Annotated in this window: 10 protein-coding genes; 1 reads left to right on the top strand and 9 read right to left on the bottom strand. The window is 66.9% G+C overall.

From position 1 onward, the window contains the following. Positions 1 to 198: 198 nt before the first annotated feature. Positions 199 to 1,416 carry an MFS transporter gene (locus tag ACZYZE_RS08025; protein WP_463907250.1) on the bottom strand — a complete coding sequence of 406 codons (1,218 nt, stop codon included), beginning with the start codon at positions 1,414 to 1,416 and terminating at the stop codon, positions 199 to 201. 173 nt (positions 1,417 to 1,589) lie between these two features. On the opposite strand from ACZYZE_RS08025, the gene ACZYZE_RS08020 reads away from it, so the two are divergent. Continuing rightward, a complete protein-coding gene (locus ACZYZE_RS08020) occupies positions 1,590 to 2,039 on the top strand; it encodes a MarR family winged helix-turn-helix transcriptional regulator (protein WP_463907249.1) in 450 nt (149 codons plus the stop codon). A gap of 88 nt (positions 2,040 to 2,127) precedes the next feature. On the opposite strand, the gene ACZYZE_RS08015 is transcribed toward ACZYZE_RS08020, so the two are convergent. The 8 genes from ACZYZE_RS08015 to iolC form a co-directional block, all read right to left on the bottom strand. After that, on the bottom strand, positions 2,128 to 3,549 hold the full coding sequence (locus ACZYZE_RS08015) for a sugar porter family MFS transporter (protein WP_463907248.1): 1,422 nt from the start codon (positions 3,547 to 3,549) through the stop codon (positions 2,128 to 2,130). Beyond that, positions 3,546 to 4,421 (bottom strand): sugar phosphate isomerase/epimerase family protein, encoded by an 876-nt coding sequence (locus tag ACZYZE_RS08010; RefSeq protein ID WP_459318839.1) that lies wholly within the window; start codon positions 4,419 to 4,421, stop codon positions 3,546 to 3,548. The genes ACZYZE_RS08015 and ACZYZE_RS08010 overlap by 4 nt, the downstream gene beginning before the upstream one ends. Positions 4,422 to 4,510: 89 nt before the next feature. Further along, positions 4,511 to 5,524: a Gfo/Idh/MocA family protein gene (locus tag ACZYZE_RS08005; protein ID WP_463907247.1), complete on the bottom strand. Its 1,014-nt coding sequence runs from the start codon at positions 5,522 to 5,524 to the stop codon at positions 4,511 to 4,513. Between the two features lie 16 nt (positions 5,525 to 5,540). Beyond that, a complete protein-coding gene (locus tag ACZYZE_RS08000) occupies positions 5,541 to 6,452 on the bottom strand; it encodes a sugar phosphate isomerase/epimerase family protein (protein ID WP_459318520.1) in 912 nt (303 codons plus the stop codon). 32 nt (positions 6,453 to 6,484) lie between these two features. Beyond that, positions 6,485 to 7,996 (bottom strand): CoA-acylating methylmalonate-semialdehyde dehydrogenase, encoded by a 1,512-nt coding sequence (locus tag ACZYZE_RS07995; protein ID WP_463907246.1) that lies wholly within the window; start codon positions 7,994 to 7,996, stop codon positions 6,485 to 6,487. 48 nt (positions 7,997 to 8,044) lie between these two features. Then, entirely contained in the window at positions 8,045 to 9,973 is a 1,929-nt protein-coding gene (iolD, locus tag ACZYZE_RS07990; RefSeq protein WP_463907245.1) for a 3D-(3,5/4)-trihydroxycyclohexane-1,2-dione acylhydrolase (decyclizing), read from the bottom strand. Positions 9,974 to 10,012: 39 nt separating this feature from the next. After that, positions 10,013 to 10,930: a Cgl0159 family (beta/alpha)8-fold protein gene (locus ACZYZE_RS07985; RefSeq protein WP_459318629.1), complete on the bottom strand. Its 918-nt coding sequence runs from the start codon at positions 10,928 to 10,930 to the stop codon at positions 10,013 to 10,015. 53 nt (positions 10,931 to 10,983) lie between these two features. Beyond that, positions 10,984 to 11,985: a 5-dehydro-2-deoxygluconokinase gene (gene iolC / locus ACZYZE_RS07980; RefSeq protein ID WP_459318523.1), complete on the bottom strand. Its 1,002-nt coding sequence runs from the start codon at positions 11,983 to 11,985 to the stop codon at positions 10,984 to 10,986. Positions 11,986 to 12,007 lie beyond the last annotated feature (22 nt).

Raw genomic sequence — 12,007 nt, 5'->3', positions numbered from 1 at the left:
ACCTCGATCATGGTGACTTAGCTCACTTATGTCAATAGTTTGTCCTGACATTAGGATGTAATCACGTAACGAATGCTGTTGCGCGCGTAAAGAATCGCCGGCCGGCTCATCCACGACGGCGCCACAGTCAAAACGACGACGACGACGACGGCAGCCGGGGCCGCCGTCGTCGTCGCCTCAACAGTGCGATCAAGGCCGCTAGGTCCGCTGGAGTTCCGCACTCTCCTGTTCGACGCCTGTGCCAACAGCGTCGGCCGCGGACGGGTCACGCCGCTTCGCAGCGGCCGCCGCAAACACCATGACCGCCAGGCCCAGCAGGGTGATCCCGGCGCCGGCCCAGATGGGCGAGGTGTAGCCGAGGCCGGCAGTGATGGTCACGCCGCCCAGCCACGCGCCCAGCGCATTGCCGACGTTGAAGGCACCGATGTTGGCACCGGACGCCAGGGTGGGGGCCGTCGTGGCGTACTTCATGACGCGCATCTGCAGTCCGGGGACCGTGGCGAAGCCGAAGCCGCCCAGCAGCACCATGGAGGCGACGGTCATCGGCTGGTTTGCGGAGGTCAGGGCGAAGACTACGAGCACCACGACAAGGACGGAGAGCACCACGAGCAGGGTGCGGTCCACGTTCTTGTCAGCGGCTTTGCCGCCCACGGTGTTGCCGATGAAGAGGCCAACGCCGAACAGGATCAGCAGCCACGGCACGGTGGAGGCCGAGAAGCCGGTGACCTCGGTGAGGGTAAAGGCGATGTAGGTGAAGGCGCCGAACATGCCGCCGTAGCCCAGGATGGTAACCAGGATGGAGAGCCAGACCTGGCCGGAGCGGAAGGCCCGGAGTTCCCCTCGCAGTCCGCCGGGGGAAGCCTGGCCGGACCCCACCCTGGGCACCAGCGCCAGGATCGCCACGAGCGCCAGCACGCCGATGCCCGTGATCGCCCAGAAGGTGGAGCGCCAGCCGGCGGCCTGGCCCAGCATGGTGCCGAACGGCACGCCGAGGACGTTGGCCGCGGTCAGACCGGTGAACATGATGGCGATCGCACCGGCCTTCTTGGTGGGGGCGACCATGCTGGCGGCGACCACCGCACCGATGCCGAAGAAGGCGCCGTGCGCGAGCGCAGCGATGATGCGGCCGGCCATCATCAGGCCGTAGTCCGGCGCAATGGCGGAGACCAGGTTGCCGGCAATGAACAGCACCATCAGCACGGCCAGGACCGGCTTGCGCTCGAAGCGTGTCACTGCGGCGGTGAGGAGCAGTGCACCCACAACTACGGCGAGCGCGTAGCCGGAGATGAGCCAGCCCGCCGTGGCCTCGCTGACCCGGAAGTCCGCGGCCACTTCGGGCAGCAGGCCCATGATGACGAACTCGGTGAGTCCGATCCCGAACCCGCCGAGGGCGAGTGCTATCAGGCCAATAGGCATGGAGAAGCTCCTTCAGAAACTGTACGGAAAGAAATACGAAGCGTAAGCTATTAGTTGCAGACGCGTTATTTATTGTTGCACAAGCAAGTATGCCGCGCAAGCAACTAAATTGTGGGCTACCTGCGTTCCGGATTTCCTCGGGGCGGGGCAAACTGATCTGAAGGGATGAACTGATGGGCATCAAGGACGACGCCGTCGAGGTCCGTGCACAAGGCTGGCGGACCCTGGCGGCCTTGCACGGACTGATCGAGGCGGAGCTGGAGCGCTCGCTGCAGGCCGTGGCGCAGCTGTCGGTCGTGGAGTACACCGTCCTGGATGCGCTGAGCCGCCAGGACGGGTGGCACATGCGGATGCAGCAGTTGGCCCGCGCCACCGCGTTGAGCGCCAGCGCCACCACACGCCTGGTCAACCGGCTCGAGGACCGGGGCCTGCTGACCCGGATCCTGTGTGCCGATGACCGCCGGGGGATCTACACCGAGCTCACACCGGGCGGCATCAAGCTGCTGGCGGAGGCCAGGCCCAGCCACGACGCCACACTTGAGCGTGCGCTGGCCGAGGCGCAGGAAGTGCCGGAACTGGCACCACTTATCGACGCGCTCCCCACCCTGCACACCCGCGTCTAGCCCGACAACGCACAAGGCCCCGCCCGCCCCGGTCCCCATCTGACTCGCAGCAGGGGGGTGCCGGGGGCAGGGCCTTCTTTTGGCCAGGCTATGCGGTGACGGGTTGTTTCGCCGCCAGCTGTTTGAAGTGGTGCTCGAGATCTTCCAGGCTCTTGTCCTTCGTCTCCGGAATGTACTTCGCGGCGAACGCGATGGCGCCGACGCCCAGCACGGCAAAGACGAAGAAGGTGTTGGAGAGCCCGATCGCGGCGAGGAGTTGGGGAAAGCCGAAACCGACCAGGAAGTTCACCGTCCACAGCACGAAGGCCGAGGCCCCCATGCCCAGGCCGCGGATCTTCAGCGGGAAGATCTCGGAGAGCATCAGCCAGGTGACCGGGGAGATCGCGCCCTGCTGGAACGCTAGGAACGTCACCGTCAGCCCGAGGATCACGAAGCCGCGGGCGGTGCCTTCGGGCAGGACCAGCGAGAAGACACCGATCAGAAGCAGCGCCGCCGTCGTCCCGAGCTGGCCGGTGATGAGCATCCTGCGCCGGCCCACCTTGCCCAGCAGCCAGATCCCCACGAAAGTGGCCACGACCGAGATGACGCCGTTGGCGATGTTCGCCGTCAACGCCGCCTCCCTGCCGAAGCCGGACTGGGCGAGGATCTGGGTGCCGTAGTACATGATCGAGTTCACGCCGGTGATCTGCTGGATGACGGCGAGGCCAACGCCCACGACGAAGATGCGGCGGAGCCAGGGGACGCCGAGGTCCTTCCAGGAGCCCATCTTGGACTTGTAGTCCTCCACGGCCAGGGCCTTGACTTCCTCGAACTCGGCCCGGGCCTCGGACTGGGAGCGGATCCGCTGCAGCACGCTGAGGGTTTCGCCGAAGCTGCCCATCGAGGCCAGCCAGCGGGGGCTTTCGGGCATGAAGTTCATCCCGATCCAGAGCGCGATCGCGGGCAGCGTGGCGATCACGAGCATCCAGCGCCAGATCCCGCCGGATTCGCCGAAGGTGGTGCCGAGGTAGGCATTGAAGATGAAGGCCAGCAGCTGGCCGGTGACGATCATCAGCTCGTTCTGGGTGACGATCCGCCCGCGCCGGGCGCTCGGCGAGACTTCGGCGAGGTACACCGGGACGGTGACCGAGGCGCCGCCGACGGCGAGGCCGAGGACGAAGCGGGCCAGGATCATCACCTCGGTGTTCGGGGCGAAGGTGCAGGCCAGGGTGCCGATCAGGAAGATGACGGCCAGCACCATGATCATCTTGCGTCGTCCGTTGCGGTCCGCGAGGCGCCCGCCGAACAGGGCGCCGAAGGCTGCACCGAAGAGCAGCGAGGAGGTCACGAGCCCTTCGGTCAGCGGCGTGAGGCCCAGGTCCTCCTGCATGTAGGGCAGGGCGCCGTTGATAACGCCGGTGTCATAGCCGAAGAGCAGCCCGCCGAAGGTGGAGATGATGGTCGCGGTGCGCAATGCCCGTTGGTGGTTTCCGGGCGCCTTCCGCTGCTGGGCGGTTGCCGCCGACGTCATACGCTCACCTTTTGGATCTGCTGCTTCATGGTCTCGAGCTGGTAGCGGGAGACCTCGGCGGCGTTGTCGTCTTCGGCGAAGACGCTGGAAACCATCACGGTGTTTTCGCGGTCAAGGAAGCCGATCTCCTTCAGGCCGCCGAAGAATTCGTCCCAGTTGACGTCGCCGTCGCCGATTTTCAGGTGCTGGTGGACCCGGACCGGGTTGCCGGGCGGGTTGGTGATGTAGCGCAGCCCGTGCGAGGCGTGGTGGTCCATGGTATCCGCGACGTGGACGAGGCGGAGCTTGTCCCCCGCCGCGCGCATGATGTCCAGTGGCGCGTTTTTCATGTGGAAGCTGTGCGAAGCCACATAGACCAGGCCGACATTCTTGGAGTTCAGACCGCGGATCACCCGGATCGCGGCCAGGCCCTCCTCGACGAAGTCGTCCGGGTGCGGGTCGATCAGCAGGTCGATTCCCTCCCGCTCGATGATCGGCAGGAGTTCCTCCATGGAGCGGTAGAACGCGCGCTCGGACTCCTCGGCCTTCTCCGGCCGGCCGCTGAATTCGGTGTTCATGGTGCTGACGCCGAGGTCCACGGCGATCTGGATGGCACGCTTCCAGTACCGGACAGCAGCTTCGCGGGCATCCTCATCCGGGCCGGACCAGCGCAGCACCGGCAGCACCGAGGCGATTTCGATCCCCGCGTCCTTGCACGCCTTCTTGAGCTGGCCCACCAGTTCGTCATCGGCCTTCGGGTGGTTGAAGAACGGGATGAAGTCGGCGTGCGGGGTCAGCTGCATGTACTTGTAGCCGAGGTCGGCCACCACGCGCGGGAACTCCAGGAGCCCGTGGCTGTGGTGGAACGGCGTGGGATCAAGGGCGATTTTCACGGTGAACACTCCATTGTGGATCAGGCGGGGACGTAGGCACCGGCCGGCGCTGCGCTCTTAGCAGTAGAGGGCACCGGCCGGCAGGGTTCCTAGCGGTAAAGGCCGGGCTTCGCGTTGAGCTTCACGGCGACCTTTTCGCCGTTCTTCTGCGCTTCGACGCCGGCCTCGCAGCAGGCGGCGGTGGCGTATCCGTCCCACGCCGTCGGGCCGCCGATTTCACCGCGGAGGGCGGCGTCCACCCACGACTGGATTTCGACGTCGTACGCAGCACCGAAACGTTCCTCGAAGCCGGGGGCGACGTTTCCGCCCCAGTGGCCGTTGCTGCGGGTGTAAGGGCCCTTGTCCCCGCCGATGCTGACAATGCCGTCCTCGAAGGAGGCCTGGGTGGCCACCTCGTAGCCGAACTTGGCGTTGACGTAGATCTCGACGTCGGCCAGGACGCCGGATTCGGTTTCGATCAGCACGTGCTGCGGGTCGTGCTGGCCCGCCGGGGCGTTCCGGGTGGCCTTGCCCAGGCGGACCTGGACCGAGGTGATTTCCTCGCCGGTGAAGTAGCGGATCGCGTCGAATTCGTGGACCACGGAGTCGTTGATCAGCATCTCGTTGGTGAAGCCCGCCGGGGTGGTCGGGTTGCGGTGCTGGTGGTGCAGCATCAGCAGTTCACCGAGTTCGGAGTCGCGGATGATCTTGCCGAGGGCGGCGTATTCGGCGTCGAAGCGGCGCATGAAGCCCACCTGGATGCGCTGGTGGCCCAGCTTCTCCTCGGCCTGGACGATTTTCCAGGCGGATGCGGCGTCCGGGGTGAGCGGCTTCTCGCACAGGATCGGGATGTCCTTGGCGATCGCCTTGAGCAGGATGTCCTCGTGCAGGAAACCGGGGGTGGCGATCAGCACGGCGTTGACGTCGCCGTTGTTGAGCGCCTCATCGGCGTCCGCCAGGGCGACGGCGCCGGGGATCCCTTCGATGGCGGCCTGCGCCCGGGCGAGGTCGACGTCGACGACGGCGGCAACTTCCGCGCCGTGGATGCGGGTGTTGAGCCGCTGGATGTGGTCTGCGCCCATACGGCCGGCGCCGATGACAGCTACGCGGAGTGTCTTGGTCATGATGTTGTCCTCAGTTCTAGTTGACGGCGGTGCGGGAGCCGCAGGAGAGCAGGTAGTTGCGGGTGCGCTTGGCGATCGGCATCGGGACGTCGAAGGCCACGGGGTACATGTCCTGTTCCACAATGCCAAAGATGGGCCGGTTCAGCGCCTCCACGGCGTCGATGACCGCGCGCAGGTCCGGCAGGCCGTTCGGCGGTTCGGTCATCACGCCGGCCAGGTTGGCGGCGGCCCAGGTCATGTTCTGCTCATTGACCTTTTTGAGGATGTCGGGGTTGATCTGCTTGAGATGCAGGTAGCCGATCCGGTCCGGGTAGTTCTTGATCAGCTCCAGGCTGGAGGCCCCGCAGTACTCGGCGTGGCCGGTGTCCAGGCACAGGTTGAGGTGCTTCGGGTCTGTAGCGGCGAGAAGGGTCTCGATGTCCTCCTGCGCGCCGACATGGGAGTCGGCGTGCGAATGGAACTGTTGCTTCAGGCCGAAGTCCTCCAGCAGGGTCTTGCCGAGTCGGTTGTGGCCGGTGAAGAGGTCGCTCCAGGCCTTCTCGGTGAGCTGGCCGCTTTCCACGGCCTCGCCGGTGACGTCGTCGCGCCACATGGCCGGGATGACCACCATGTGTTCGCCGCCCATCGCGGCGGTGAGTTCGGCGACCTTCCGGGCCGGTTCCCACGCGGTCTCCCACTGGTCCAGGCCGCGATGGAAGGCGGTGAACACGGTGCCGGCGGTGATCTTCAGATCGCGGGCCTTGAGTTCCTCGGCGAGGCGTGCCGGGTCGGTGGGAAGGTAGCCGTAGGGGCCGAGTTCGATCCACTTGTAGCCGGATTCGGCCACCTCGTCCAGGAAACGTTCCCACGGGGTCTGCTGGGGGTCATCCGGGAACCAGACACCCCAGGAGTCCGGCGCGGTGCCGATGATCAGCTTGTTCTCAGTCATGACAGCGTTGTCCTTCTTGTTTGGGGCCGGGATCAGTTGGACGGGAAGTTGTAGGAGGCGCCCGAGGCGTGGGTCGGTTCGGGCCAGCGGGAGGTGACCACCTTGCCGCGGGTGTAGAACGACACACCTTCGGGGCCGTACATATGCTTGTCGCCGAACAGCGAGGCCTTCCAGCCGCCAAAGGAGTGGTACGCCACCGGCACGGGCAGCGGCACGTTGATGCCGATCATGCCCACCGTGACGGAACGCTGGAACGTGCGGGCATTGGCGCCGGAGGAAGTGAAGATGGCGGTGCCGTTGCCGTAGGGGTTGGCGTTGATCAGAGCGATGCCGGCGTCGAGGTCCTCGACCCGTACCACAACGAGGACGGGGCCGAAGATTTCCTCGGTGTACGCGGTCATTTCGGTCCTGACGTGGTCCAGGACGGTGGGGCCGACCCAGAAGCCGTCCTCGTGGCCGGGGACCACAAGGTCACGGCCGTCCACCACCATCGCCGCTCCCGCGGCTTCGGCTTCGGTGACGATCCGGACGATGCGTTCCTTGGATGCCGGGGTGATGACCGGGCCCATTTCGGAGTCGGGCACGATGCCGTTGTTGACCTTGACGGCCAGGGCGCGTTCTTCGACCTTTTTGACCAGCAGGTCGGCGGCCTCGCCGACGGCGACGGCAACCGAGATGGCCATGCAGCGCTCCCCGGCGGAGCCGAAAGCGGCCGCGGCGAGGTGGTCGGCCGCGTTGTCGAGGTCGGCGTCGGGCATGATGATGGCGTGGTTCTTGGCGCCGCCGAGGGCCTGAACGCGCTTGCCGTGCTTGGTGGCGGTTTCGTGGACGTACTGGGCGATCGGGGTGGAGCCGACGAAGGAGATGCCGTCCACGTCCGGGTGGGTGAGGAGGCCGTCGACGGTCTCCTTGTCGCCGTGCAGGACCTGGAAGACGCCGTCGGGCAGGCCCGCGTCCTTCCACAGCTTGGCCAGCAGCATCGAGGCGGACGGGTCGCGTTCGGAGGGCTTGAGGATGAAGGCGTTACCCGTGGCGATCGCCATCGGCGCCATCCACAGCGGCACCATGACCGGGAAGTTGAACGGCGTGATGCCGGCGACGACGCCGAGCGGCTCGCGGAAGGAGAACACGTCGATCCCGGTGGACACCTGGTCCGAGTAGTCGCCTTTGAGCAGTGTCGGGATGCCGCAGGCGAATTCGATGACCTCGAGGCCGCGGCCGATTTCGCCCTTGGCGTCGGAGAGGACCTTGCCGTGCTCGGCGGTGATCAGCTCGGCGAGGTCGTCCACATGGGCCGCGACGAGCTCACGGAACTTGAAGAGCACGGCGGTGCGCTTGGCCAGGGAGAAGTCGCCCCAGGAATCGGCGGCGGCGCGGGCGGCGGCGACGGTGTTGTCCAGGTCCGCCCGGTTGGCCAGCCGCAGCTCTGCGGTGACGGCCCCGGTGGCGGGGTTGTAGACGGGCTGGGTGCGGCTGCCCTCGCCGGAGGTCTCTGCGCCGTTGATGAAGTGGTGGATGGTTTTGGTGCTGGTGACGGTGGTCATGGGAATGTCCTTGGGGGTTGGAGTCTGTTGTCGTTCAGGGGGCCGGGGTCAGCCCAGAAGTTTGCGCTGGCGGCCCTTGTGGTCGGTGTAGGTCTGGAAGGCCTGCTTCGTGGAGTCCAGTTCGGAGACCTGGGAGACCGGGACGTCCCACCAGGACTCGGAGCTTGGCGCATCCAGCAGCGGGTCGGATTCAACGTGGATGACGATCGGGCCGCCGCGTTCGGGGGCCGCCTTGGCGTCACGGACGGCCTGTTCGAGCTCGGCGATGACCTTCTCCCCCGGTTCGATCCGGATCACCTTCACGCCGAGGCTTTCGGCGTTCAGGGCCAGGTCCACGGGGAGCCGGTCGCCGTCGTCGAAGCTGTGGTGCTCCTCATCCAGGGCCCGGTACTGCGTGCCGAAGCGCTGTGAGCCGAGGGATTCGGAGAGCGAGCCGATCGAGGCGTAGCCGTGGTTCTGGATCAGGACCACGATCAGCTTGATCCGCTCGGCAACGGCGGTGACCAGTTCGGTGTGCATCATCAGGTAGGAACCGTCCCCCACCATCACGACGACGTCGCGCTGCGCCCCGCCCTTCGCGGCTTCGGCCAGCGCCGCCCGCTTGACGCCGAGACCGCCCGGGATTTCGTAGCCCATGCAGGAGTAGGCATATTCGACGTGGTACCCGAACGGATCCCGGACGCGCCACATCTTGTGCAGGTCACCCGGGAGGGAACCAGCGGCGCAGATGACAACGTCCTGCGCGTCCATGGCCCGGCTTGTGGCGCCGATGATCTCGTTCTGGGCCGGCAGCGGGGTGAAGCGGGTGTCGAAGGCTTCGTCCACGGTGGCGTTCCAGCGGGACTTCTCGTTCGCGATCCGCTGTTCCAGGTCGGCGCCGACCCGGTAGCCGCCGAGGGCCTGGTTCAGCTTGACGAGGGCCTTGCGGGCGTCGGCGACGATCGGCAGGGACGTGCCGTGTTTGTAGGCGTCGATGGCGGCGACGTTGATGTTGATGAACAACACGCCCGGGTTCTGGAACGCGGTGCGGGAGGCGGTGGTGAAGTCCTCGTAGCGGGTGCCGATGCCGATGATCAGGTCCGCGTCGGCGGCGATGGCGTTGGCCGCCGTCGTGCCGGTGGAGCCGATCGCGCCGAGGGAGAACTGGTGGTCCCAGGGCAGGACGCCGACGCCGGCCTGGGTGTTGCCCACCGGGATGCCGGTCAGCTCGACGAACTTCGCGAGTTCATCGTTGGCGTAGGCGTAGAGGACGCCACCGCCGGCGATGATGAGCGGGCGCTTGGCGGCGCGGATGGCCTCGGCGGCGCGGCGGATGTCCTCGTCGTCAGCGTCCGGGCGGCGGATCCGCCATTCGCGTTCGGCGAGGAATTCCTCCGGCACGTCGAAGGCCTCCGCCTGGACGTCCTGGGGCAGCGAGATGGTCACGGCACCGGTCTCGGCCGGATCCGTGAGGACACGGAGGCCGTGGTGGAACGCCGAGAACAGCTGCTCGGGCCGGGAGACGCGGTCAAAGAACTTCGAGAGGGGCCGGAAGGCGTCGTTGACCGTGATGTCGTAGCCGTGGGGCTGCTCGAGCTGCTGCAGCACCGGGTCAGCGGCCCGCGTCGCGAACGTGTCGCTCGGCAGCAGCAGGACGGGCAGCCGGTTGGTGGTGGCGAGAGCGGCACCGGTGAGGAGGTTGGAGGAACCGGGCCCGATCGAAGTGCTGATGGCGAAGGTCTGCCGGCGGCGGGTGTGGCGGGCGTAGCCGACGGCCTGGTGGGCCTGGGCCTGTTCGTTGCGTCCCTGGTAGTACGGCATGATCGTCGGATCGAGGTGCTGGTACTGCTTCAGGGCCTGGCCGACGCCGGCGACGTTGCCGTGGCCGAAGATCCCGAAGGTGCCCGGGATGAGCCGCTCGCGGTAGTCCTGGCCGCCGATCGAGTCGACGGTGTACTGCTGGGACAGGTATTCGACGACGGCCTGGGCGACCGTCATTCTTCGGGTTCCTGATGCAGATCCAATTCCCATGGGACGTTACTCCGATACTTCTGCGGTGCGGGCGGATTCGGTGTGGTGCAGCAGCGAGGCGGCGGTTGCCACGGCCCCGGCGACGTCGCCGTCGTGTGGGTAGAGCAGGGTCCGGCCGACGGTGAGGCCCTGGACGCCGGGCAGCGCGAGGGCGTCCTGCCAGCTGGCGAAAACGTCGTCCTGGCTGCTGTCCGGGTCCCCGCCGAGGAGCACTGTGGGCATGGTGGTGGCCGCCATGACGCGTTCCATCCCGGCCACGACGGGCAGTTTCATCCAGGTGTAGGCGCTGGTGGAGCCAAGGCCTTCGGCGATGGCGACGGACTTTATCACGGCGTTGGTGGACAGGTCGTTGCGGACCTTGCCGTTCTCGCGGACGGAGAGGAACGGCTCCACCATTGCGATGAGCTTGCGCTCTGCGAGGGAGTCGACCGCTCTCGCGGTGGCTTCCAGGGTGGCCACGGTGTCCGGGTCGCCGAGGCAGATGCGGGTGAGCATCTTACCTCCGTCGGCGCCGAGGGCTTCGAGGGCTGCGGCCGTGTGGCCGGTGAAGCGGTCGTCAAACTCGTTGACCAGGCCGGAGAGTCCGCCGCGGTTCATCGAGCCGAAGAGCAGCTTGCCGTGGAGCGCGCCCAGCAGGAGCAGGTCGTCCATGATGTCCGGGGAGGCCAGTACGCCGTCCACATCGGGGTTGGCCAGGGCGATCTGGAGCCGGTCCAGCAACTGGCGGCGGTCGGCCATGGCCACGGGATCACTGCCGACCGCGAGGGCGCCGCGGGCCGGGTGGTCGGCCGCGACGATGAAGTTTTGCCTGCCGGCTTTGACGCCGGGGTGGCGGCGGCGGGTTTTCGCGGCGCGGGCTATCGCAGCCGGATCCTCGAGCCGGATGATGCTCAGGTGCTCGTAGCGGCGGGGATCATCGTCCACGGAAGCGGTGACGGAAGCGGTAACGGAAGCCGTGGCGGCGGCGTGGTTGACACTCACAGGGTTGCTCCTTCGGTGGCGTAGGTGCCCGGCACAAGGCGGCCGCGTTCGGCCAGCAGCGCGGTGACTTCCTCCGGCGTCGGCATCGCATCGGCGCAGGACAGCCGGGAGGCGACGAGGGCGCCGGCGGCGTTGGCGAAGTCGAGGACCTGGGCGAGCGGCCAGCCGGAGAGGAGCCCGTGGCAGAAGGCCCCGCCGAAGGAGTCGCCGGCGCCGAGGCCGTTGACGGTTTCCACCGGCACGGGAGCGGAGACGATGCGTTCGGTGCGGGTCTTCGCCATGACCCCTTCGGGGCCAAGCTTCACGACGGCGATTTCGACGCCGGCCGCGAGCAGCCGGTCGGCCTGCTCATCCGGGGTACCCGCACCGACGGCGACGGCGCATTCCTTGTCATTGCCGATGGCCACTGTGACGTGCGGGAGGATCTTGGCGACCTCGGCGCGGGTTTCGGCTTCGGAGGCCCAGAACATCGGCCGGTAGTCGAGGTCCAGGACGGTGAACTGGCCGGGCTTCAGCCCGGTGCGGGGCCGGGCTTCGTGGGCCTTGAGGTGTGCCGATCGGCTGGGCTCCTGGCAGAGCCCGGTGACGGTGGACCAGAAGATGCGGGCGTCCCGGATAGCGTCGAGGTCCAACTCTTCGGCTTTGATCTGCAGGTCGGGCGCCGTGGGGAATCGTCCGTAGAAGTAGAGCGGGAAGTCCTCCGGCGGCTTGATCGCGCAGAACGTGACCGCGGTGGGCCATTCCTTGACTGCGGTGACGAAGGAATCGTCCACGTTGAACTTGCGCAGTTCGCGGTGCAAATATTTGCCGAAGGCGTCGTCGCCGGTGCGGGTGATAACGGCGGTGCGGCGGCCATGGCGGGCCGCGGCCACGGCGACGTTGGACGGGGAGCCGCCAAGGTACTTTCCGAAGGACGCGACATCCTCCAGATCAACACCGATGTCGTTCGGGTAGATATCAACGCTGATGCGCCCGATCGTGAGCAGTTCGTGGGTCACGGTGATCGTGGGCCTTCCTGGT

It is taken from the genome of Pseudarthrobacter woesei, from assembly GCF_055412745.1.
The sequence above is the reverse complement of the archived record's forward strand: the minus strand, read 5'-3'. Positions and strand labels throughout refer to the sequence as shown.

What these genes read in the sequence shown, in the direction of transcription:
- ACZYZE_RS07995 (WP_463907246.1), bottom strand. Translation starts at nt 7,996, where the DNA reads ATGACCACCGTCACCAGCACCAAAACCATCCACCACTTCATCAACGGC.
- ACZYZE_RS08025 (WP_463907250.1), bottom strand. Translation starts at nt 1,416, where the DNA reads ATGCCTATTGGCCTGATAGCACTCGCCCTCGGCGGGTTCGGGATCGGA.
- ACZYZE_RS08000 (WP_459318520.1), bottom strand. Translation starts at nt 6,452, where the DNA reads ATGACTGAGAACAAGCTGATCATCGGCACCGCGCCGGACTCCTGGGGT.
- ACZYZE_RS08005 (WP_463907247.1), bottom strand. Translation starts at nt 5,524, where the DNA reads ATGACCAAGACACTCCGCGTAGCTGTCATCGGCGCCGGCCGTATGGGC.
- ACZYZE_RS08015 (WP_463907248.1), bottom strand. Translation starts at nt 3,549, where the DNA reads ATGACGTCGGCGGCAACCGCCCAGCAGCGGAAGGCGCCCGGAAACCAC.
- ACZYZE_RS08020 (WP_463907249.1), top strand. Translation starts at nt 1,590, where the DNA reads ATGGGCATCAAGGACGACGCCGTCGAGGTCCGTGCACAAGGCTGGCGG.
- iolD (WP_463907245.1), bottom strand. Translation starts at nt 9,973, where the DNA reads ATGACGGTCGCCCAGGCCGTCGTCGAATACCTGTCCCAGCAGTACACC.